At 62.4% G+C, this 21,888-nt stretch carries 24 protein-coding genes; 16 read left to right on the top strand and 8 right to left on the bottom strand.

What is annotated here, in order from left to right:
• Positions 1-11 precede the first annotated feature (11 nt).
• Positions 12-548 carry an OmpA family protein gene (locus tag EFQ99_RS21650; protein WP_126923275.1) on the top strand — a complete coding sequence of 179 codons (537 nt, stop codon included), beginning with the start codon at positions 12-14 and terminating at the stop codon, positions 546-548.
• A 169-nt stretch (positions 549-717) separates the two neighbouring features.
• Positions 718-1,629 (top strand): acetamidase/formamidase family protein, encoded by a 912-nt coding sequence (locus EFQ99_RS21645; protein ID WP_126923274.1) that lies wholly within the window; start codon positions 718-720, stop codon positions 1,627-1,629.
• 80 nt (positions 1,630-1,709) lie between these two features.
• Here the strand turns inward: EFQ99_RS21645 and yghU are convergent, their stop codons facing one another.
• Together yghU and EFQ99_RS21635 are read right to left on the bottom strand one after the other, a co-directional pair.
• Complete coding sequence (yghU, locus tag EFQ99_RS21640; RefSeq protein WP_126923273.1) at positions 1,710-2,585, bottom strand: glutathione-dependent disulfide-bond oxidoreductase; 876 nt, start codon at positions 2,583-2,585, stop codon at positions 1,710-1,712.
• Positions 2,586-2,695: 110 nt separating this feature from the next.
• Entirely contained in the window at positions 2,696-2,905 is a 210-nt protein-coding gene (locus tag EFQ99_RS21635) for a hypothetical protein (RefSeq protein WP_126923272.1), read from the bottom strand.
• On the opposite strand from EFQ99_RS21635, the gene EFQ99_RS21630 reads away from it, so the two are divergent.
• The 3 genes from EFQ99_RS21630 to EFQ99_RS21620 all read left to right on the top strand — a co-directional run bounded on the left by EFQ99_RS21630 (position 2,880) and on the right by EFQ99_RS21620 (position 4,660).
• The gene (locus EFQ99_RS21630; protein ID WP_126923271.1) at positions 2,880-3,326 is read left to right on the top strand and encodes a universal stress protein; all 447 of its coding nucleotides are present in this window, start codon (positions 2,880-2,882) and stop codon (positions 3,324-3,326) included. The genes EFQ99_RS21635 and EFQ99_RS21630 overlap by 26 nt on opposite strands.
• Positions 3,327-3,419: 93 nt before the next feature.
• On the top strand, positions 3,420-4,334 hold the full coding sequence (locus tag EFQ99_RS21625; protein WP_126923270.1) for a DnaJ C-terminal domain-containing protein: 915 nt from the start codon (positions 3,420-3,422) through the stop codon (positions 4,332-4,334).
• A gap of 2 nt (positions 4,335-4,336) precedes the next feature.
• A complete protein-coding gene (locus EFQ99_RS21620) occupies positions 4,337-4,660 on the top strand; it encodes a chaperone modulator CbpM (RefSeq protein WP_126923269.1) in 324 nt (107 codons plus the stop codon).
• A gap of 27 nt (positions 4,661-4,687) precedes the next feature.
• Here the strand turns inward: EFQ99_RS21620 and EFQ99_RS21615 are convergent, their stop codons facing one another.
• Genes EFQ99_RS21615 through EFQ99_RS21605 form a run of 3 tightly spaced genes read right to left on the bottom strand, consistent with a single transcriptional unit; the run spans position 4,688 to position 6,860 of the window.
• Positions 4,688-5,617, bottom strand: a complete 930-nt coding sequence (locus tag EFQ99_RS21615) for a phosphatidate cytidylyltransferase (RefSeq protein ID WP_126923268.1) — start codon at positions 5,615-5,617, stop codon at positions 4,688-4,690.
• Positions 5,614-6,234 (bottom strand): lysophospholipid acyltransferase family protein, encoded by a 621-nt coding sequence (locus EFQ99_RS21610; protein WP_126923267.1) that lies wholly within the window; start codon positions 6,232-6,234, stop codon positions 5,614-5,616. Before EFQ99_RS21610 ends, EFQ99_RS21615 begins: the two co-directional genes overlap by 4 nt.
• Positions 6,231-6,860 carry a CDP-alcohol phosphatidyltransferase family protein gene (locus EFQ99_RS21605; RefSeq protein WP_126923266.1) on the bottom strand — a complete coding sequence of 210 codons (630 nt, stop codon included), beginning with the start codon at positions 6,858-6,860 and terminating at the stop codon, positions 6,231-6,233. Before EFQ99_RS21605 ends, EFQ99_RS21610 begins: the two co-directional genes overlap by 4 nt.
• 310 nt (positions 6,861-7,170) lie before the next feature.
• Between EFQ99_RS21605 and EFQ99_RS21600 the strand changes: the two genes are divergently transcribed.
• Genes EFQ99_RS21600 through EFQ99_RS21575 form a run of 6 tightly spaced genes read left to right on the top strand, consistent with a single transcriptional unit; the run spans position 7,171 to position 14,403 of the window.
• Positions 7,171-8,157 carry a BMP family protein gene (locus tag EFQ99_RS21600; RefSeq protein WP_126923265.1) on the top strand — a complete coding sequence of 329 codons (987 nt, stop codon included), beginning with the start codon at positions 7,171-7,173 and terminating at the stop codon, positions 8,155-8,157.
• 8 nt (positions 8,158-8,165) lie between these two features.
• Positions 8,166-9,578: an amidase gene (locus EFQ99_RS21595; protein ID WP_126923264.1), complete on the top strand. Its 1,413-nt coding sequence runs from the start codon at positions 8,166-8,168 to the stop codon at positions 9,576-9,578.
• Positions 9,575-11,107: an ABC transporter ATP-binding protein gene (locus EFQ99_RS21590; RefSeq protein WP_126923505.1), complete on the top strand. Its 1,533-nt coding sequence runs from the start codon at positions 9,575-9,577 to the stop codon at positions 11,105-11,107. Before EFQ99_RS21595 ends, EFQ99_RS21590 begins: the two co-directional genes overlap by 4 nt.
• Positions 11,097-12,146: an ABC transporter permease gene (locus EFQ99_RS21585; RefSeq protein ID WP_126923263.1), complete on the top strand. Its 1,050-nt coding sequence runs from the start codon at positions 11,097-11,099 to the stop codon at positions 12,144-12,146. The genes EFQ99_RS21590 and EFQ99_RS21585 overlap by 11 nt, the downstream gene beginning before the upstream one ends.
• A complete protein-coding gene (locus tag EFQ99_RS21580) occupies positions 12,143-13,087 on the top strand; it encodes an ABC transporter permease (protein WP_126923262.1) in 945 nt (314 codons plus the stop codon). Before EFQ99_RS21585 ends, EFQ99_RS21580 begins: the two co-directional genes overlap by 4 nt.
• A 26-nt stretch (positions 13,088-13,113) precedes the next feature.
• A complete protein-coding gene (locus EFQ99_RS21575) occupies positions 13,114-14,403 on the top strand; it encodes an amidohydrolase family protein (protein ID WP_126923261.1) in 1,290 nt (429 codons plus the stop codon).
• Positions 14,404-14,455: 52 nt separating this feature from the next.
• On the opposite strand, the gene EFQ99_RS21570 is transcribed toward EFQ99_RS21575, so the two are convergent.
• Positions 14,456-15,235 carry a class I SAM-dependent methyltransferase gene (locus EFQ99_RS21570; RefSeq protein ID WP_126923260.1) on the bottom strand — a complete coding sequence of 260 codons (780 nt, stop codon included), beginning with the start codon at positions 15,233-15,235 and terminating at the stop codon, positions 14,456-14,458.
• Between EFQ99_RS21570 and EFQ99_RS21565 the strand changes: the two genes are divergently transcribed.
• Positions 15,188-16,213: an alpha/beta fold hydrolase gene (locus EFQ99_RS21565; RefSeq protein WP_483475685.1), complete on the top strand. Its 1,026-nt coding sequence runs from the start codon at positions 15,188-15,190 to the stop codon at positions 16,211-16,213. The genes EFQ99_RS21570 and EFQ99_RS21565 overlap by 48 nt on opposite strands.
• 89 nt (positions 16,214-16,302) lie before the next feature.
• Here the strand turns inward: EFQ99_RS21565 and msrA are convergent, their stop codons facing one another.
• Positions 16,303-16,812: a peptide-methionine (S)-S-oxide reductase MsrA gene (gene msrA / locus EFQ99_RS21560; RefSeq protein WP_126923259.1), complete on the bottom strand. Its 510-nt coding sequence runs from the start codon at positions 16,810-16,812 to the stop codon at positions 16,303-16,305.
• A gap of 186 nt (positions 16,813-16,998) precedes the next feature.
• On the opposite strand from msrA, the gene EFQ99_RS21555 reads away from it, so the two are divergent.
• Genes EFQ99_RS21555 through EFQ99_RS21540 form a run of 4 tightly spaced genes read left to right on the top strand, consistent with a single transcriptional unit; the run spans position 16,999 to position 20,972 of the window.
• Entirely contained in the window at positions 16,999-18,144 is a 1,146-nt protein-coding gene (locus EFQ99_RS21555; protein WP_126923258.1) for an extracellular solute-binding protein, read from the top strand.
• Positions 18,144-19,034: an ABC transporter permease gene (locus EFQ99_RS21550; protein ID WP_126923257.1), complete on the top strand. Its 891-nt coding sequence runs from the start codon at positions 18,144-18,146 to the stop codon at positions 19,032-19,034. The genes EFQ99_RS21555 and EFQ99_RS21550 overlap by 1 nt, the downstream gene beginning before the upstream one ends.
• On the top strand, positions 19,031-19,858 hold the full coding sequence (locus EFQ99_RS21545) for an ABC transporter permease (RefSeq protein ID WP_126923256.1): 828 nt from the start codon (positions 19,031-19,033) through the stop codon (positions 19,856-19,858). Before EFQ99_RS21550 ends, EFQ99_RS21545 begins: the two co-directional genes overlap by 4 nt.
• Before the next feature lie 34 nt (positions 19,859-19,892).
• Positions 19,893-20,972 carry an ABC transporter ATP-binding protein gene (locus EFQ99_RS21540; RefSeq protein WP_126923255.1) on the top strand — a complete coding sequence of 360 codons (1,080 nt, stop codon included), beginning with the start codon at positions 19,893-19,895 and terminating at the stop codon, positions 20,970-20,972.
• Here EFQ99_RS21540 and EFQ99_RS21535 read toward each other — a convergent pair.
• A complete protein-coding gene (locus tag EFQ99_RS21535) occupies positions 20,969-21,793 on the bottom strand; it encodes an inositol monophosphatase family protein (protein ID WP_126923254.1) in 825 nt (274 codons plus the stop codon). The two genes, EFQ99_RS21540 and EFQ99_RS21535, sit on opposite strands and share 4 nt — an antisense overlap.
• Positions 21,794-21,888 lie beyond the last annotated feature (95 nt).

Genomic DNA, 21,888 nt, shown 5'->3' with positions numbered 1-21,888 from the left:
GAATAGCCCTGATGCCTGCTTCGACCGGACAAAAGAGCCGCCTCCTCGCCGCGGCCATGCTTTTGGCGCTCACCGCCTGCAGCACTACCGATATTGCTTCCGTGGAAGAACCGCCAGCGGTGCCGACGACCGGCCAGACCAACGATCCCGCGCCCGGTTTCGAGAACGTCAAGGCGGGTAGCGAGGAGGATTTTATCCTCAATGTCGGCAGACGGATCTACTTCACACAGGATTCCGCCAAGCTCGATTCCGTCGCCATGGCGACTTTGGACAATCAGGCCGCCTGGCTCAACAGGAACCCGAGCTGGCTGATCAAGCTGCAGGGATTTTCCGATGATTCCGGATCCGAGTCCAAGATGAAAACGTTATCGCAGCAGCGCGCCGATGCGACGATGGCCTATCTCGCCTCGAAGGGCGTAGATGCAAGGCGCATGTGGGCCAGAGGTTACGGCAACGACCGCGAAGTCCGCGACTGCACGGAGCGTTCGTGCAAGGTGCAGAACCGTCGCGTCGTCGCCAATCTGCGCGCCCAGCGCGACGAGTCGTAGTCGCAGTCTGCATGCCTTTTGCCGATCTGCGCCGAATTGATGCCCGAGCGTAACCGGGCGGTGCCGCGGATGTTGGCATTCCAAGCGATCTCTGATCTATCTTCAACTCTCCGCCAGGCCGTGCAACTGCAGGCCCATGACATTCGAAACGAGCGAGAGCTGAATTCTCATGACCACGCACCGCTTCATTCCGACGAGCTTTCACAATGTCATCGGCTCTCTGCCGCCGGCTCTGCACATCGCCGACGGCGATACCGTGGTTACCGAAACGCTCGACGCTGCCGGGCATGACAAGGATGGCGTCAAGCAGGCACCCGGCGGCAACCCGATGAACGGTCCGATCTTCGTGGACGGTGCGGAACCTGGAGATGCGTTGAAAGTCGAGATCGTCAGCATGATCCCGACCAGGGAGACGGGGTTTACCCGCAGTGTCGTCGCGGCCAATGTCGTCGATCCCGAGACCGTTCGCGACCTGCCGCCGCGCGATATGGCCATCTGGGCCATCGACCGTGAGGCAATGACCGTCCGGCTTTCCGAGCCGGTCGCCGGTCTTGAAAATTTCGTTCTGCCTCTTTCCCCGATGATCGGCTGTTTCGGTGTGGCGCCCGGCCTCGGCCAGGCGATATCGACCGCCACCAGCGGCGAATATGGCGGCAACATGGACTATCGGCTGCTCGGGCCGGGCACGACGATCCGCTTCCCGGTATCAGTTCCTGGCGCTCTGTTCTTCCTGGGCGACTGCCATGCCGTGCAAGGGGATGGCGAGATTGTCGGAACCGGCGTCGAAACGACGTTCGAAGTCACGGTGCGGCTGACGGTGGAAAAGAAGGCCGGGCTGGTCTGGCCGCGCGGGGAAACCGCCGATGACATCTTCACCATCGGCAACGCCCGGCCCCTCGATCAGGCGCTCCAACATGCGACCACGGAAATGTTGAACTGGCTGGCGTCGGATTATGGGCTGGACAGAACGGCGGCCAGCCATCTGCTCGGCCAGGTGGTGCGTTACGATGTCGGCAATGTCTTCGATCCGGCCTATACGATGGCTTGCCGAATTGCCAAGAAATGGCTGGTCCGCCGATAGGCATCCTCAAGCGTTGACGCGCTTGGTATCGAGCGGTGCCGAAGGCCGGTCATCGGCCTTCGAGCTGATCGCAGACTTGCTTACTCGGCCGCCGCGAGCTTGTCCTGCGTTCTGGTGTCGAAATCGCTGGCGTCGTGACGTTCATGCAACTGGCCCGAGGGATCGCCGGAGAGGCGGTTGACCATTCGCCCGCGTTGCACGGCCGGCCGGCTGTGGATGGCGTCGGCCCAGCGCAGCACGTTCTTATAGTCCTCGACTTGCAGAAACTCGGCTGCACCATAGGTCCAGCCCTTCACCAGGCCGCCATACCAGGGCCAGACGGCAATATCGGCAATCGTGTACTGGCTGCCTGCCAGATACTCGCTTTCGGCAAGACGGCGATCGAGCACGTCGAGCTGGCGCTTCACCTCCATGGCGAAGCGGTCGATCGCATATTCGATCTTTGTCGGCGCATAGGCATAGAAATGGCCGAAACCGCCGCCGAGATAGGGCGCGCTTCCCATCTGCCAGAACAGCCATGACAGGCATTCGGCGCGCTCGCTCGGTTCGGTCGGCAGGAAGGCGCCGAACTTTTCGGCGAGATAGGTAAGGATGGCACCGGATTCGAAGACCCGGATCGGCTTCGGACCGCTGCGGTCCATCAGTGCCGGGATCTTGGAGTTGGGATTGACCGCGACGAAGCCGCTGCCGAACTGGTCGCCATCGCCGATCCTGATCAGCCAGGCATCGTATTCCGCACCGCTATGGCCGAGTGCCAGCAGCTCCTCGAGCAAGATCGTGACCTTCTGGCCGTTCGGCGTGCCGAGCGAATAGAGCTGCAGCGGATGACGGCCGATCGGAAGCTCCTTGTCATGCGTCGGCCCGGAGATCGGGCGGTTGATGTTGGCGAACTGGCCGCCATTCGCCTTGTTCCAGGTCCAGACTTTCGGGGGGACATACTCGGGAGAACCGCTCATCTTTCAAACTCCTGGGATTGGTCAGACAGAGTGCGGCGCAGGTTGGGGTTGCCGCATTTGTCCTGACATAGCAGAGGCGATGAGGTTTTGTCAGAGGTGTTGGCGCGGTTTCACGCAATCGTCACAGCCTTGGCAGACCTGAAGAAAACGGCCGCTTCAGGAAGACGCCCGCTGCTGGCTTCCTGCGCGTCGGCGTTGCGATGTTGCAAAGTTTCTGCTTGATATCGGTCAAAGCAGGCACAGCCGATATCGGTATGATCGGCGAAGCCGTTCCTATTTGAAGGTATTGATTGCATGTATCGGACGATCATCTGCGCCATCGGCATGGGCTCCCGCGAAACGGCAAACCGCCTCCTGCGCCGGGCTGCGGCGCTGGTGGATGAAGGCGGCAGCATCTTCGTCATACATGTCGTCGAGAATATTCCGCGCCGCCATCTGACGGACCTTCCCGAGGAATTCGAAACGACCGCGATCGTCGAAGCAGAGAAAAAACTCATGTCGCTCTGCAAGGAGTTCGCGATTCCGGCGACGGTCGAAGTCCGCATCGGCGTTGCCGGTTCCGTGCTGGTATCGGCCGCCAGGGAGAAGTCTGCCGACCTCATCCTGCTTTCATCCCATGTGACTGACATCACCGACTACGTCTTCTCCTCGATTGTCGAAAAGGTCGTGCGTCATGCCGGATGCTCGGTTCTTATCGACCGGCGTCCCGGCCAGCCACAGGAAGACGGCGCGCTGTTCTAACCTTCCGTGGCCTCCCCCTCCCCGGTAGCGGACCGGCAACCTATATCACCGGCAAGCCAACCAGCGATATTCGCTGCCTGACTGGAGATGTGCATGAGCCAGGATCCCTATGAGCTTCTGGGCGTGAAACGGGATGCGACGCAGAAGGACATTCAAAGCGCGTTCCGCAAACTTGCCAAGAAGCTTCACCCCGATCTGAACCCCGGCGACAAAAAGGCGGAGGAAAAGTTCAAGGAGATTTCGACCGCTTACGAGATTTTGAGCGACGAGGAAAAGCGCGGCCGTTTCGATCGCGGCGAGATCGACATCACGGGCGCCGAGCGGGCGCAGCGCAGCTATTACCGCGACTACGCCTCGGCGAGCGGTCCCGAAGATCCCTATCACAACAGCGCCGGCTTCGCCGATTTTGGCGACGCCGACGATCTCTTTGCCAGCTTCTTTTCGCGCCGCGCCGGCGGCGGCCGGGCGCGCAGCCAAGGCCAGGACCGGCATTTCTCGATGGAGGTCGGCTTTCTCGAAGCCGTCAACGGCACCAGGACGGAGATCAAGCTTCCTGACGGCCCTGCGCTCGAGGTGCAGATCCCGCCGGGAACCCGCGACGGCCAGACCCTGCGGCTGCGCGGCAAAGGCGAGCCTGATAAAGGCGGAGGGCCGGCGGGCGATGCCCTTATTGAAATCCACGTGCGGCCGCACCGCTTCTTCACGCGCGACGGCGACGATATCCGCCTGGAGCTGCCGATTTCGCTCTCTGAGGCGGTCCTTGGCGGCAAGGTTCGCGCGCCCACACCTTCCGGGCCGGTCAATCTGACGCTGCCGCCGCATTCCAACACCGGCAAGCTCCTGCGCCTCAAGGGCAAGGGCGTTGCCAAACGTGGCGGCGGACATGGCGACGTTTACGTCTCCCTGAAAATTGTGCTTCCCGACAGTCCCGACGAACGGCTGACGTCCCTGGTGCAGGAATGGGCGACGGCACATCCATACGATCCGAGAAAGAACATGGAGGCCTGATCATGGATGATCTCGAATTCCGTCTTTACTTGAAAATCGATGTCGTCCAGCTCGATTTCTGGGTCGAACAGGGCTGGCTGATCCCGGAGACCTCGAGCGGAGCGCGGCAGTTTCGCGACGTCGACGTCGCCCGCGCCCGGCTGATCCTGGATCTCATGAGCAATATGGGCGTCAACGAAGCCGGCGTCGATGTCGTCATGGATCTGGTCGATCAGCTTCATGGCCTCAGGGGAACCATGGGCAAGCTGATGACGGCGATCAGCAGGCAGGAGCGGGACGTTCAGCTGCGTCTGTTCGAGAGCCTTGAGGATATCGACCGGTTTTGAGCGAACGGGGCATGCCGACGGATATCCTCAGGTGGTGAACCAGTAGCGGACGATGTGGAAAAACAGCGGCGCTGCGAAGGTGATGGAGTCCAGCCGGTCGAGCACGCCGCCATGGCCTTCGATTACATAGCCCCAGTCCTTGGCGTTGAGATCGCGTTTGATCGCCGAGAGCACGAAGCCGCCGAAGAAGCCCGCGACGACGATGACGGTGCTGACGGCCGCAGCCTGCAGCGGTGAGAACGGGGTCAGGCGATAGAGCAGCGTGCCCACGAGGATGGCCGAGGCGCCGCCGCCGATCAGCCCTTCGAGCGTCTTCGATGGGCTGATGTTCGGCGAGAAACGGTGCTTACCCAGGAGCTTGCCCCAGACATATTGGAAGACGTCGCTGAGCTGCACGACGATGACGAGATAGATGAGAAGAAGTGCGGACGGCGTGCCGGTCTGCAGCATCAGGAGTGCGGGCGCATGGCTGATCGAATAGACCGTCAGCATCAATCCCCATTGTACCTTGGCGGTTCGCGCCAGGAATTCGTTGACGTCGCCCGTCAAGGTCGCCACCGCCGGCAGGATCAGGAAGGCATAGACCGGGATGAAGATCGCAAAGAGGCCGTACCATAGGGTTCCGAGCAGCCAATATTGCACCGGCAGGACGACGAAGAAAGATAGGAACAGCGCCAGGTGATCGCCGCGTCGCGACGGCGTCAGCGTCCAGAATTCGCGAAGCGCCATGAAGGACAGGAATCCGAACAGGATGACCACCGCGGTATCGCCGAGCAGGATCGCGCCACCGAAGACGGCGACCATGATCCACCATGAGCGAATTCGGGCATTAAGGTTGTGGACGGTGGCGATGGGGCCGGGCTCGGTCGCGCGCCGTTGCAGGATGAAACCGATGGCGGAGGCGACCGCAAGCAGGCCGAGGATAGCGGCAAGCACGATGGAGAAAAGGCTGGTCATGCGATGCGCCCTCCGTCTGCGAGCTCCATGACCGCTGCACGGGCGCGGGCCAGGAATGCGTCCTTTCCCTCGCCCGGCTCGACGCGCAGGGGCTTGCCGAAGCGCGCTGTGCAGGTGATCGGCACGATCAGCCAGCTTCCCTTCGGCAGGATTCGCTGAAGATTGTCGAGATGAATCGGCACGAGATCGACATCGGGGAATCGGCAGGCGAGGCGATAGATGCCGCTGCGGAACGGGGCGACCTCATCAGTGGCGCTTCTCGTTCCTTCCGGGAAAATGAGGATGGAGCGACCCTCCTCGAGCAGGCGCTCGAGAGGCGCCAGCGGATTGCTGTCCGGCAGAGGCTTGCGGTCTATCAGGACGGCGCGCAGGCCTTTCTCGGCGATGAAACGGCGAAAGGCGGTCGTTCCCCAGTAATCGCGCGCAGCAACCGGATGGGTCAGCCGCCGCACCGGCCATGGCAGGGCGGCCATGACGGCGACGGTATCGACATGGCTGTTGTGATTGGCGAAATAGATGCGGCGGCGAGTGTCGGGCGCACAGCCCCGCCACTCGCTTCGGGCGCCGACCATGATACGGACGAACAGCACGAGAAGACGACGGATGATGGCAATCATAGGCTCTCCAGGGAGCGGTTGAGGCTTATCGTGCGCGTGATGCAGGTGACGAAGCTGCCGGCCGCGATGATGACAGAGGCGAAGATCAGCGACCAATGGCTGGCGGATATCAGCGTCTCTAGGCTCTGGGCGACAAGCCCGGCCGTCAAGACCGCCATGCGGCGTTGCTTTGCCATGATGCCGCTGAAATCCTGGGGAAGACCGACCGCTCCTCCGAAGACCCTGATATAGGCGGTGAGCGCGGCAAAGAGCGCAGCCAACCAGCCGAGCCAGGCAAAGCCGCAGGCATAGCCGGCCGCGACAAGAAGCAGGCTGTCGGCGATGCGGTCGGGGAACTCATTGTAGATCGCCCCGCTCTTGGTTTTCTTGCCGCCTTCGATCGCGACCATCCCGTCAAGCAGATTGCAGACGAGCCGCATCTGCACAGAGATCGCAGCGCAGACCATGGCGATCGGATGGGTCGTGAACAGGATGAGCGCCGCGCCGATGCCGGCAAATAGGATCGAGAAAAGCGAAATGCTGTTCGGCGTCACGCCGGTACGCGCCAGCCATGCGCTCATGCCGATCGCCCAGGACGACGACCGGCTCGCGATCGGTCGCCGCGAAGCGTCCTCTTCTTCACCCATCTCATTTCCCCACCCGATATTCTCTGCATATCCTGCCAATGTCGTCGCGCCAAGCCCTGTAGATCCCGGCCCGGGACGTCCTTGTTCGAACAGAAGTCTCAACCGGGAGGCGCGGCGACATCAGGCGCGGAGCCTGCCATGCCTTCTTCTTTCAGCCAAGTCGCAACGCCATGCGAACGCGCAAAAAGTCGGTTACGAAGAAAGCGCGCAAAGGGCCGATCCGCCTGATTTTTAAGCCCATTCGCTGCTTGACACATTTTTAGGCGCTACTATGATTTTTGAACCAAATGGTAAAAAAGGGGAACAATCAATGACCAAAGACATCCTGATTTCACGCCGCGCAGTGATCGCGTCGGGCATTGCGCTTGGCGTCAGCGGTTTCGCCCCGCTGGCGAGAGCGGCTGCGCCGCTGAAGGTTGCCGGCATTCATGCGTCGCCGGTTGAGAATGCCTGGAACTCCTGTCTGCACAAGGCCCTGCAGGACGCGGCCAAGGAAGGCGTCATCGAATATGTCTTCTCCGAAGGCGTCTCCGGCACCGACTATCCCCGCGCCATGCGCGAATATGCCGAACAGGGCAACAAGCTGATCATCGGCGAAGCCTATGCAGTGGAGAAAGAGGCTCGGCAGGTCGCTGCCGATTATCCCGATACCGCTTTCGTGCTGGGTTCGAGCGGCGAGCAGGCCGGCGACAATTTCGGTGTCTTCGGCACCTGGAACCATGACGGCGCCTATCTTGCCGGCATGCTGGCCGGCAAGATGACCAAATCGAACGTCGTCGGCTCGGTCGGCGCCATTCCGATCCCCGAAGTCAACATGCTGATCAATGCGTTCGCGGCAGGCGTCAAGGCGGTCAATCCCGATGCCAAGCACCTCGTCTCGTTCATCGGCACCTTCTTCGATCCGCCGAAGGCCCGCGAAGCCGGTCTTGCCCAGATCGATGCCGGCGCTGATATCCTATTCGGCGAGCGTATCGGCACCGCCGATGCCGCCAAGGAACGCGGCATCAAGTCGGTCGGCTCGCTGATCGACTATACCCCGCGCTACCCTGACACTGTGTTCGCCAACGCCATGTGGTACTTCCGCCCGATCCTGAATGCAGCGATTGCCGATGTTGCAGCCGGAAAGCCGGTCGGCAGAAACTACACCTCCTACGGTCTGATGAAGGAAGGCGGCAGCGACATCGTCTTCGTGAAGGGCGTGGCGCCCGCCGATGCGGAAGCGGCGATGGAAGCCAAGCGGGCGGAGATCAAGGCAGGCACCTTCGAAGTTCCGAAGATGATGGATGAGCCGAAGTAATCCTGCTCATGCAAGGTGATGCGACGGATCTGGCGGCGGCGATCAGGCATGGCAGCCTGAGCGCTGCGGAGGCGATGCAGGCTTCCCTCGAGGCGGCTGCGCGGCAGGAGCCGCTCGGCGCCATCGCCTATCTCGATGCCGTCATAGGCCTCGCTTCGGCGAACGAAAGCGACAGGGAACGGCGGAGCGAACCCGAGCGCTTCGCCAATCGGGCCTTTGCCGGTGTGCCGACCTTGGCGAAGGATCTCGGCGGTCCCTTCGCCGGGCTACCGGTGACCGCCGGTTCCCGTCTCTTCGAGAGAAAGCGCGGCGAAGTGGATTCCGATATCGCTTCCCGCTTCCGCGATGTCGGCTTCTGTCTGTTCGGCCTGACGACGAGCCCGGAATTCGGCCTGTCGCTCGCCAGCGAACCGGCGATCGGGCCTCTCTGCCGCAATCCGCTCGATCCCACGCAGACCGCGGGCGGCTCCTCCGGCGGTGCGGCGGCAGCGGTCGCCGCTGGGATCGTGGCGATTGCGCATGCGACCGACGCCGGCGGCTCGATCCGCGTGCCCGCCGCCTGCTGCGGCCTCGTCGGAATGAAGCCGACGCGTGGCGCCATCCCGGGCGGGCCATCCTTCGGCAACCACCTCGCCGGCATCAGCAGCGAACTCGCGGTCTGCCGCTCGGTGCGGGATACGGCGCTGATTTTCGACAGGCTGAGCGGGAATTCCCGAGGACCTTTTCCGGACCCTTCGCCTGTCGATAGCGGCAACGGCCCTTTGCGCATCGGCCTGCTTGCCGATACCGGGACGGCCTATCCGACTGAGGATAATCGGCTTGCAGCCATCGAAGATGCGGCCCGCGCACTCGAAAGCGACGGACACGAGATCGTTCCGCTGAGCTGGGCCGATTTCGAATGGAGCGTCGCCGCCGGCGGCCGCGCCTTCGCCGACATCGTCTCCGTCAATCTTGCGGCACTCATGAAGGCCGCTGCTCTCGATGAAAGCAGGGCCGAGCCTCTGACGCAAGCCTTCGTTGCGCGCGGACGGGCGCTTCCGGCGACATCGCTCTGGAACACCCTGAATGATGCCGTTCTGGTGAGCCGTAACCTCTGGACATTGTTCGACAGGGTCGATTGCATCCTGATGCCGATGCTTTCCTCCGCGCCTCTTGCGATCGGTTCCTTTCCATCAGATCATGCCGACACAGATCTGCATCTCGAGCGGATGACGGCATTCGCGCCGCTTGCCTGCCTCGCCAATATTTCGGGTTTTCCTGCTTTGACGCTGCCTTTCGGACAGGATGAGCATGCCATGCCGCTGCCGGTGCAGATCATGGCGCCGATGGGTCACGAGCCGCGTCTACTGTCGCTTGCCGCACGCCTGGAGGCGGAAGGGCGATGGCAGCATCGGTCTCCGGTCGCTGGATTGCCGTCATGACCGGACCTGTGCTGGAGATCATAGGCGTCAGCAAGCGCTTCGGCGACAATCTCGCCAATGACGATATTTCCATGACGCTTGCCAGAGGCGAGGTCGTCGCCCTGCTCGGCGAGAACGGTGCGGGCAAGACCACGTTGATGAGCATCCTCTTCGGCCACTACATGCCGGATGCCGGCCGCATTCTGATCGAAGGCACGGAGGTGCCGCAGGGCAAGCCGCGTGCGGCGATCCGCGCCGGCGTCGGCATGGTGCATCAGCATTTCTCGCTGGCGCCCAATCTGACCGTTCTCGAAAATGTCATGACCGGCACCGAAAAACTATGGTCGTGGCGCTCGGGAACATCGGCGGCGCGGAAGAAGCTCCTGGCAATTTCCGAACGCTTCGGCCTCAAGGTGGATCCCGATGCCCGCCTTGGCGACCTCTCGGTCGGCGAACAGCAGCGCGTCGAGATCCTCAAGGCGCTCTATAACGATGCCCGCATCCTGATCCTCGACGAGCCGACGGCGGTGCTGACCAATATCGAGGCCGAACGGCTGTTCACGACGCTGAAGCAAATGGCCCGCCAGGGCCTGTCGCTGATCTTCATCTCCCATAAGCTCGACGAGGTCATGGCGGCAGCCGACCGCATCGTCGTCTTACGCAGCGGTAAAATGGTCGCCGAACGTAAGGCGTCGGACACCAGCAAGGCGGGACTCGCCGAACTGATGGTCGGCCGCCGCGTGACACGGCCCGTGCGCGAGCCGTCGACACCCGGGGCGGTTGCCCTTGAAGCGGTCGGCGTGACGGTGCGCACTGGCGGCGTCGATCGGCTGAAATCGATCAGCTTCCGGCTGCACCAGGGAGAGATCCTCGGCATCATCGGCGTTTCAGGCAATGGCCAGGCGGCCTTGGCGCATCTTCTCTCCGGCACGCTGACGCGCAGCGGTGGCGACCTTCTGCTGTTCGGGGAAGCCATCGGCAATCTCGGTGTTTCGGATGTCGTCGAAGCCGGCATCGGCCGCATTCCCGAAGACCGCAACGAGGAGGGCGTGATCGGCGAAATGGCGATCTGGGAAAACGCCGTGCTGGAACGCATCACCTCAGCAGTCTTTTCGCGCCGCGGCCTCGTCAACCGCAAGGCGGGCATGGCATTCGCCAGCGAAATTATCGACGGGTTCGATGTCCGCGGCGGCGGCCCTGCCATCCGCACCCGGCTGCTCTCCGGCGGCAATATGCAAAAGCTCATTCTCGGCCGCAATCTGCATCGGCGGCCGCGCATTCTGATCGCCGCCCAGCCCGCGCGCGGCCTCGATGAAGGAGCGGTGGCGGCCGTGTACGCCCGCCTGCTCGAAGCCCGCCGGCAGGGCAGCGCCGTGCTGCTGATCTCGGAAGACCTCGATGAGGTGATCGCGCTCGCCGATCGCATACAGGCGATCGTCGGCGGCCGCCTGTCGCCACCCGTCGAGGCAGAAGGCGCCGATGCCCGCAGGCTGGGGCTGATGATGGCCGGCGAATGGCAACAAACTCCAGAGGCCGATCATGCGATTTGAGCGTCGCGAGCACCGCCCGCTTTACCTGCTGATCGTCACGCCTGTGATCGCGGTCATCGCCGCGCTGGCGCTGGCGGGTATCCTGATCGCTATCGCGGGCGCGCCTGTTCTCGATGCCTATTGGCGCATCCTGACCGGTGCTTTCGGTTCGCGGCTGTCGGCCACCGAAACGCTGACGCGGGCCACGCCGCTGATGCTGACCGGACTTGCCGCCGCCGTGGCCTTCCGGGCGCGGCTCTGGAATATCGGTGCGGAGGGGCAGTTCTATCTCGGCGCCATCGCCGTTGCGGCGGCGAGCTCGAAACTGCTGGGCAATCTTCCCGCCCCCATTCTCATTCCGCTGCTGCTGTTGGTCGGCGCCATTGCCGGCATGGTGCTGATCCTGATCCCGCTCTGGCTCAGGCTGCGCTTCTCCGTCGATGAGGTCGTCACCAGCCTGCTGCTGAATTTCATCGCCGTGCTCTTCGTCTCGATGCTGATCGACGGTGTTCTCAAGGATCCGCTCGCCTTCGGCTGGCCGCAGTCGCAATCGGTCAGCGATCATGCCATGCTGCCGAAGCTGATCGCCCGCTCGCGCCTGCATATCGGCTTCGCGATTGCTGTCGGGCTGGCCGTCATCGTCCATTTCGTCCAGTCCCGCACCGTGTTCGGCTTGCACTCGCGCGCCGCCGGCCTCAACCCCACTGGTGCGGTTTTCGCGGGCGTCCCGCTCGGCAGAACATTGGTGAAAGTAGCCTGTCTCTCGGGCGGGCTTGCGGGGCTAGCCGGAGCGATCGAGGTCATGGGCGTCAAGGGTTATGTGACGACCGATCTGTCGCCGGGTTTCGGCTATTCCGGGATCGTTGTTGCCATGCTCGCCAACCTCAATCCGCTCGGCGTCGTCTTCGCCGCCATTTTTACCGCCACCATGTTCGTGGGCGCTGATGGCATGAGCCGGGGCCTCGGCATCCCGACCTATATCGCCGATGTCACGGTGGCCCTGTCACTGCTGACGATGCTGATCGCGTTGTTCTTCACCCAATACAGGATACGACGATGATGCAGCTGTTCGACATCATCGCCTCCGCGGGGCTCTGGGCGGCAATCCTGCGGATCGCCACGCCGCTGATTTTCGGCACGCTCGGCGCCCTGCTCTGCGAGCGGGCCGGTGTGCTCAATCTCGGCATCGAGGGCATCATGACCTTCGGCGCGATGATCGGCTGGCTTTCCGTCTATCACGGCGCCGATCTCTGGACCGGCCTGCTGGTCGCAGCGGTGGCCGGCGGTGTCTTCGGCCTGCTGCATGCCGGCCTGACGGTGACACTCGGCCTCTCCCAACATGTCGCTGGCCTTGGCGTGACGCTCTTTGCCTCCAGCTTCAGCTATTATGTCTTCCGGCTGATCGTGCCGCTTGCCAATACGCCGCCCACCATCGTGCCGTTCCAGCCGATCGCCATTCCGGGTCTCTCGACCCTGCCCTTCATCGGGCCGGCCTTCTTCACGCAGACGGCGCCGACCTATCTCGCGATCGCCATGGCCCTGCTGATGGCTTACATCATCTTCCGCACGCCTGTCGGGCTTGCGATCCGTATGACAGGCGAGAACCCGCATGCGGCGGAAGCCCAGGGCGTCAATCCGATGAACGTGCGCTACGGCGCGGTCATCGCAGGAAGCGCGCTGATGGGCATGGGCGGCGCCTTCCTGACTTTGTCGGCGTTCAACAGCTTCTTCCCAACCATGGTGCAGGGGCGCGGCTGGATCTGCATCGCGCTCGTCGTCTTCGCCTCCTGGCGGCCGGGCCGCGCGCTGTTCGGCGCCCTGCTCTTTGCCTTCTTCGACGCCTTCCAGCTTCGGCTGCAAACCGCGCTGAGCGGGCTCGTGCCCTATCAGCTCTTCCTAATGACGCCATATATCCTTTCCATCGCCGCCCTTGCCGTCATGGCTCGCCGCGCCCGCGTTCCGCAGGCGCTGATGCAGCCCTATCGGCGCGGCGAACGCTGAAACCGCCCACATCCAATGAGGCTCCGATGTTCGATCTGATTGTCAGAAATGCAAATCTCCCCGATGGCTCAAAGGGTATCGATATCGGCATCCAGGGCGGCAAGATCGTTGCTGTCGAGCGCAATCTCCAGGCACAGGCGAAAGAGGAGATCGACGCGACGGGCCGGCTTGCCAGCCCGCCTTTCGTCGACCCGCATTTCCATATGGACGCCACCCTGTCGCTCGGCCTGCCGCGCATGAACGTGTCCGGCACCCTGCTCGAAGGCATCGCGCTCTGGGGGGAGCTGCGCCCGATCGTGACGAAAGAGGAACTGGTCGATCGCGCGTTGCGCTATTGCGATCTGGCGGTCACGCAGGGCCTTCTCTTCATTCGCAGCCATGTCGATACCAGCGATCCCAGGCTGGTGACCGTCGAGGCGATGATCGAGGTTCGAGAGAAGGTCGCGCCCTATATCGACCTCCAGCTGGTCGCCTTCCCGCAGGATGGCTATTACCGCTCGCCGGGCGCGATTGATGCGCTGAACCGCGCCCTCGACATGGGCGTCGATATCGTCGGCGGCATTCCGCATTTCGAACGGACGATGGGCGAAGGCACGGCGTCGGTCGAGGCGCTCTGCCGCATCGCCGCCGATCGCGGCCTGCCTGTTGATATGCATTGCGACGAAACCGACGATCCACTCTCGCGCCATATCGAGACGCTGGCTGCGCAAACCATCCGCTTCGGCCTGCAGGGACGTGTCGCCGGCTCGCATCTGACCTCGATGCATTCGATGGACAATTACTATGTTTCCAAGCTCATCCCGCTGATGGCAGAGGCCGGGATTAACGTCATCCCCAATCCGCTGATCAACATCATGCTGCAGGGACGGCACGATACATATCCGAAACGGCGCGGCATGACCCGTGTGAAGGAATTGATAGATGCCGGGCTCAACGTTTCCTTCGGGCACGATTGCGTCATGGATCCCTGGTATTCGATGGGGTCCGGCGACATGCTGGAGGTCGGCCATATGGCGATCCATGTCGCGCAGATGGCCGGCATCGAAGACAAGAAGAGGATCTTCGATGCGCTGACGGTCAATTCGGCGAAGACGATGGGCCTTGAAGGCTATGGAATCGAGAAGGGACGCCATGCCGATCTCGTCATCCTCCAGGCGCGCGATGCGCTGGAAGCGCTGCGGCTGAAGCCGAACCGGCTGGCGGTGATCCGTCGGGGCAAGATCGTCGCCCGCTCGGCGCCGCGCATCGGCGAGCTCTTCCTGGACGGGCGCCCAGCCCAGATCGACGGCGGCCTGGACTACGCTTCTCGCTATTGAGAGGCTACGGCACCGACCATCGGTCAAGTCCCGCAGCGTTGCCCACTCTCCGCTAGCCCTCTGCCCGGCGCGCGGTGATGATCCATGCGCGCGAGTCGAAGAATACGCCCTCCGCAGTCATGTGCTCTTCGAGTAAATCACGCAGCCGCTGCCGCGGTTTGTCAGGCGGTTCATTTGTCTGCGCGAGCGCGTCCGTTACAAGATAGAGGCTGCTGAGCGCATCAAATGCCGCATCGACGTCTGATCCATAGAAGACCGGCTCCCGCACGTCGACAAAGTCGACCGAGGTAAAGCCTGCTGCGTGCAGAAGATCGGTTGCAATAGCGGGTTCGCCGAGTGAAAACGGATTGGGAGCTCCTGCAGAAACGGGAGTTGCAGGCGCCAGGGCCTGCCGGATGGCGCCGGACCAGTCGTTGCGCTCCCGGCTTTGCCACACCATCCACGCAAGACGGGCACCTGGACGCATCGCCCGGCCGATATTGGCGAAGGCCGCCGCCGGATCGGCGAAAAACATTACGCCGAACCGGCTGATGCAGAGGTCGAAACTGGCGGTCGGGAATGCGTGGAATTGCGCGTCGCCCTGTTCGAACGCCACATTCCGCAGACCCTCGGCGGCGCTCCGTCGCCTTGCGATCTCAAGCATCTCTGCGGAAGTATCCACACCGACCGCGTCTCCCTCAGTCGCCGCGCGGGCGGCCTCACGTGTCGTTTGCCCCGCACCGCAGCCGATATCGAGCACCCGATCTACGCGGCCGACATTTGCAGCAACCCGCAGGTGCCGATTATGCCGCGCCAATTCTGCGTCGTAAAAGTCGGCACGATCCAACGCCATCACTCCCTCTCCTTGGCCTTGCATTTTCGATTTCGTTGCAAAACGAATTGCATATCAGGATCAGTTATGCAAGATAGAACCAGTTTCAAATTGCAATCAGAGAACTCGATCATGGACCCTGTGAAATCGCCTTTCGTCACCGAGAAGATTGTCGAACTCAAGGATGCAGAACTGCGAACCCAAGCGTTCGGCAACCCGATCAACCCAGCCGTACTGCTGATCATGGGGGTAATGTCCTCGATGTTGTGGTGGCCGGAACGGTTTTGCGAGGAACTCGCCGCACAGGGACGCTATGTCATCCGCTACGACCAACGCGACACCGGCCTTTCCACGCATTATCCGCCAGGTCAGCCCACCTATTCGTTCAGCGATCTGTCCGATGACGCCATCGCCGTTCTTGATGGTTATGGAATCGATGGCGCGCATCTGGTGGGCATGTCGATGGGCGGCTTCGTTGCGCAGGAGGCCGCATTGCGCCATCCCCAGCGTGTGCGGACGCTCACCCTGATCAGCTCGTCGCCGGTTGGGGTCGACGGCCTGCCCTCCTCCACTGCGACCTATAAGGAACACTCTGCGGCTGCCGAGAGCATCGACTGGTCAGACCTTGAAGCCATTGCCGATTTCCTGCGTCGCGACTCGGCCATGCTTGCCGGCACCAGGCATCCTCATGATGCCGAGTCGGCGAAAATCCTGATCGCGCGCGACATGGCTCGCGCACCGTCCTATGTCAGTGCGACCAACCACTTCATGCTATTGGGCGAGGATAAGGGCGCCAAGCTGCATGCGTCGGAAATAGTGGCGCCGGTTCTTGCAATCCACGGCACATCAGATCCGCTGTTCCCGATCGAGCACGGAGAAGCCTTCACCCGCGTCGTTCCGAACGCAGAACTGCACCGGATCGCCAGCGGAGGACACGAAGTCCACGATCGGGATATTGATGAGATAGCGCGCGTCGTCGCAGCCCATACCGCGCCTTAAAGGTTTGAAAGTCCGTTCAATCCGCTCGGCCAAAGTGACAGGTCAGCCGATGCATGCCGGCATCTCGACGCCGGCATGCATGAACGGCGTCAGGCGATCTTCTGGCGAATCGGCAGTTTCCAGCCGGGCCGGACGAAGTGGCAAGTGTAGCCGTTCGGAATGCGCTCGAGATAGTCCTGGTGCTCGGGTTCGGCCTCCCAGAAATCGCTAACCGGCACGACTTCGGTGACGACCTTGCCGGGCCAGAGGCCCGATGCGTCGACATCGACGATCGTATCCCTGGCGACGCGCTCCTGCTCGGGACTGACATAGAAGATCGCCGAGCGATAGCTCGTGCCGACGTCGTTGCCCTGGCGGTTGCGTGTGCTCGGGTCGTGGATCTGGAAGAAGAATTCCAGGATTTCCCGATAGCTGATTCTGGTCGGATCGAAGACGATCTCGATCGCCTCGGCATGGGTTCCGTGGTTGCGGTAGGTGGCGTTCGGCACATCGCCGCCGGTATAGCCGACGCGGGTCGAAATCACGCCGTTATACCGGCGGATAAGGTCCTGCATGCCCCAGAAGCAGCCGCCGGCGAGCACTGCACGTTCTTCGGTCATTTGAAATCTCCTTGTTTGCCGAAAGATAGTGTCTCCCGCCGCCGATTTCCATACGACGGAAATCAGCACAGCTGTGCAATTTCTCTGAATCACCACTCATCCTGTCATGTCGATGTTACGCGCCGGGGCTAGCAAAGGCTGGACAATCCCGTGGAGGCAGAGCCTCGACATTGATGGAGATGGGTTATGAACAGGCGTGAATTTCTGATCACATCGTCGGCTGCGGCCGGTCTTCTGGTTCTTCCGCGTTTCGCATCGGCCGCCGCCGATACGATCGACCTCTATAGCGGTTCGGATGCCAATATCGTCGACCTCTGGAACAACATCATTCGCCCGGCCTTCGAAAAGGCGCATCCCGGTGTTGCCCTGAAGGTGACGGATGCCGGCGACAATAACGGCCTGCGCGCCATCGCCGACCGTGCGCTTGCGGCGCTGAAGACGAAGACCGATCCGCAGGCGGACCTGTTCGAGCAGTTCGATCCGCGCCTGCCGTCCGGCGGCATCGACGCCGGCCTCTGGGTCAAGTTCTCCGCCGAGAACATCGAAGGCTACGACCATATCAATCCGCTCGCCCTCGACACCCCCTATTCCCTTCCCTATCGCGGTTCGCAAGTCCTTCTCGCCTATGACAAGACCAAGCTCGATCCGAAGGATGCGCCGAAGAGCTGGGAGCAGCTCATCGCATGGATCAAGGCCAATCCGGGCCAGTTCATCTATAACAGACCCGACAAGGGCGGCTCGGGCGGCAACTTCGTCCGCCGTGCGATCCACGAGGCCAACGGCCGCGATCCGAAGAAGTTCAAGATCGACAATTACACTGCCGACTTCGGCACCGAGGCACTGACGCCGGCCTGGAAAATCCTCACCGATCTCGCTCCCTCGCTCTACGACAAGGGCGCCTATACGTCAGGCAACACCCAGTCGATCCAGCTGCTCGCTCAAGGCGTCGTTACCATGGTGCCGGTGTGGTCGGACCAGGTGCTGCAGGCGATCGCGCAGGGCGTATTGCCTGAGACCACCGGCTTGGTGCAGCTCGGCGATCTCGCCCTTTGCGGCGGTTTCTCCAGCATCACGGTGTTCTCGAACGGCGCCAACAAGGATGCGGCGCTGAAGCTTGCCGCTTTTATGCTGACGAAGGAAATGCAGGAAGCGATCATCACTGGGATCGGCGGCTTCCCGGCCGTCTCCTGGGATCACATTTCCGACGATCTGCGCAAGAAATATGCCGACGTCATTCCGTCGACCATCCCGACCTTCCCGGGCGGCGATTGGGAGAAGGCGATCAACGACGGCTGGTACCGCAGCGTCGCTCCGGGCATCAGCCGCACCTGATGTCTGCCGAAGCTACGCCGGCGGTTTTTCGCCGACACCGGTCCATCAACAGGGGGAGCTCGATCGGGCTCCTCCTCGTCGCCCTGCCGGTTTTCCTGCTCGCATGGCTGATCATCTTTCCGATCTTTTCAGCGGTGGTCGGCACGATCTTCGTCAGGGGTCCTGACGGAGCGACCGAATTTTCGCTCGCCTCCTACCGCTTCTTCTTCACCGACGGCTACAGCCTCAGCAATCTATGGGTGACGCTTTGGACCACCGCCGTCTGCGGCGTCCTGCTCTTGGCGATCGGGCTTCCGATCGCGCTTTACCTGCGTTTCTCGCAGGGGCATCTTGCGGCTTACGTGCAGGGCCTGGCGATCTTCCCGATGTTCGTGCCGTCGATCATCCTCGCCTATGCGCTGATCAGGACCATCGGGCCGAACGGCACTGTAGACCTGCTGCTGAATTCAGTCGGCCTGCCCAAGCTGCGCACGCCCTATCTGACGCCGTGGGGACCGGTCATCGGCCTCGTCTGGGATAATCTTCCGCTCACGGTGCTGATGCTGACGGCCGGGCTCTCCTCCGTTTCAAACAGCGCGATCGAGGCCGCCCGCGACGTTGGCGCAAAGCCGCTTCGGGTCTTCATCTCGATCATCCTGCCGCGCATGGGCAGTTCACTGCTGGTAACCGCTTCCTTCGCCGTGCTCGGCATCTTCTCCGCCTTCACCCTTCCCTATGTGCTCGGCCCGGCATCGCCTGAAATGATGGGGCCATTCATGCAGCGCACCTTCGCCGACATGAACGATCCGCTGAACGCCATGACGCAGGCCGTCATCACATTCGGCTTCTGTCTGATCTTCGGCATCTTCTATATCAGGTCGATCGCCCGCAACCGCGAGACCAGGCCATGAGCGCGGGCAGATCGGGCATCGGCCTTCGCTTCGACTGGATCGGCATGCTCTTCGCATGCCTGCTGACCCTGTTCATCGCACTGCCGCTCATCGTCGTCGGGACATGGGCATTCACCGAGGTCTGGCGTTACCCCTCGGTGATCCCGCAGCAGTTCGGCCTGCGTTTCTGGGGCCAGACGCTGGCCCGTCCGGACGTCTGGGACGCGCTCTTTCTCAGCCTGCGGCTGACGACGACGGTGACCATTCTGTCCGCCATCATCTGCCTTCCCGCAGCTTACGCCTTTGCGCGCATGCGCTTTCCCGGCCGGAACATCCTGTTCCTGTCGTTTCTCTCATCGCATGCCTTTCCGAAATTCGGTCTGCTCGTCGCCATTGCCGGCATTTTCCTGCAACTCGGCCTGATCAGCACCTTCTGGGGTGTTGTGCTGATCCAGCTCGTCGGCACGCTGATGCTGATGATCTGGATTCCGGTGGCGGCCTTCCAGAACGTCGATAGGCGCATGGAAGAGGCGGCGCGCGATGCCGGCGCCACGCCGTTGCGCGTCTTCTGGTCGATCACGTTGCCGCAGGCCGCACCGACGATATCAGCAGCCCTGCTCCTGACCTTCGTCGGCACGTTCTACGAGACCGAGGGCGCCTGGCTGATCGGAGCGCCCGAGATCCGCACCATGCCGGTGCTGATGATCAGCTTCATCAACAACCAGATCGTCGTGCAATACGGCGCCGTGCTCTCCGTCATGCTCTGGGTGCCGTCCTTCATCGCGCTGATGTTTGCGCGCCGCGTGATCGGCACCGGCGCCTTTGCGAGAGGTTTTGGCGCGTGAGACGGCGACCCCGGATTCAGGGAAGGATTTGAGAATGGCACATCTGGCGATCGAGGGCGTTTCCAAGCTGTTCGGCACTGCCTTTGCCGTTCGCGACTTCTCGCTCGAAGTGGGCGACGGCGAGCTCGTATGCCTGCTCGGACCATCCGGCTCCGGCAAGTCGACGTTGCTCAGAATGATCGGCGGCTTCGAACGCCCAAGCGGCGGAACGATCCGCATCGATGCGAAAGATGTGACGACCCTGCCGCCCGAGCGGCGCCCGACCGGCATGGTGTTCCAGAGCCACGCGCTCTGGACGCACATGGATGTCTTCAACAATATCGCCTTCGGCCTGAAGCTCCGCCGGCTGCCGAAAGCGGAAATCCGCGAGCGTGTCGAGAGCGCTTTGGCGTTGGTCGGCCTTGCAGCCTACGGCCGCCGGATGACGACACAACTGTCGGGTGGACAGCAGCAGCGCGTCGCGCTTGCCCGCTCGCTCGTGCTCGAACCGAAGATCCTTCTGCTCGACGAGCCCTTCGCCAGCCTCGACCAGCACCTGCGCGAAAGGTTGCGGGAAGAGGTGCGCGATATCCAGCAGCGCCTCGGCATCACCACGCTTTTCGTTACGCATGGCCAGGACGAGGCCCTTGCGCTGGCCGACCGTATCGTCGTCATGCGCGACGGACGCACCGAACAGATCGCGCCGCCGAGCACCATCTACCGGCAGCCGCAGACGGCTTTCGTCGCCGGCTTCATCGGCTCGATGAATTTTGTCCAGAGCCGCGTCCGAAACGGGGTCTGCGAGCACGCGCTCTTTCCGCTTGCCGTTCCCGTCGAGGACGGTCCGGTGACGCTTGCTACTCGCCCCGAAGCGCTAACGATCCGTCCCTCCGACCGAGCAAACGCGGCGACGGTCCACCGCGTCGTCGATTTCGGCACCCACAAAATGGTCGATATCGATCTTGCCGACGGCATCCGCCTGAAGGCGATGGCGGCGCCTGATGATCGGAGCTGGGCCGGAATGAGGGTTGAGCCCAATTTTTCCAGCTTCTTCGTCTTCCGCGACAACGAACTCGTTCATCAGTCGGCGCCGGCAACCGGCGCCGCGGAGATCGAAGAGCTCCTGCGGATTTAGAGGAAACCTTCCAGCAGCCAGGGATGCAGCGCCTGGCTGGCGACGAGGATATCGCCACGGCCATAGACTTTGGCACCGGAGAAACGGGTGACGATGCCGCCCGCCTCTTCGACCATCAGCGCCGAGGCGCCGAAATCATGGATCGCGAGCCCGTCTTCGAAGAAACCGTCCAGCCGGCCGCAGGCGACATAGGCGATCGATAGGGCTGCTGAGCCGAGGCGGCGCACACCTGCCGTGTTGGCCATCAGGCGCTTGATGGCTTCAAAATAGGTCTCTTCCGAAACCGCCTTGACCTGGCCCGGGATCGGCAGCCCGGCACCGACGAGTACGTTCTCGATATCGGCGACATCGGCGCAGCGGATGCGCTCGCCGTTGAGATAGGCGCCACCGCCGATCTCGGCGCTGAACAGCTCGTCCTGCATGGCGTCGTAGACCACGCCGGCGACGAGCCTACCGCCTTCGACGATCGCGATCGTCATGCCGAAATGCGGGATGCCCCAGGCGTAATTGGTGGTGCCGTCGATCGGGTCGATGTAGATGATCGGCGTCTCCGGCCCGGCCATGCGGTTGCCGACGGCTTCCTCGCCCTGGATGGCGTAGTCAGGAAAGGCCTTGGTCACCTCCTCGACGATGATGCGCTCGACGGCGACATCGATCTCGGTCTGATAGTCGCGCGGCGCCTTGGCGAGCATTTCCTCAGATGTCCGCCGCCGCAGCGAGGTGCGGGCCGTGTCGCCCGCCTTCAATACCGTTTCGGCAAGTACGACGAGGCGGGGCGATGCGTTCGGGGAAAGACGCGCTGATATCGGGGAGGATGTCATGTTGAAAATCCGGGTGCTGCAAATATGACGGGAGTGAATCGTGCGGAACCACTCCCTTCGCAGAGGCCGATGATGGTTTTATGAAGCTGGCCGCA

This window comes from Rhizobium vallis (assembly GCF_003985155.1).
GTDB lineage: Bacteria > Pseudomonadota > Alphaproteobacteria > Rhizobiales > Rhizobiaceae > Rhizobium > Rhizobium vallis.
This window is presented reverse-complemented; position numbering and strand designations above follow the sequence as displayed.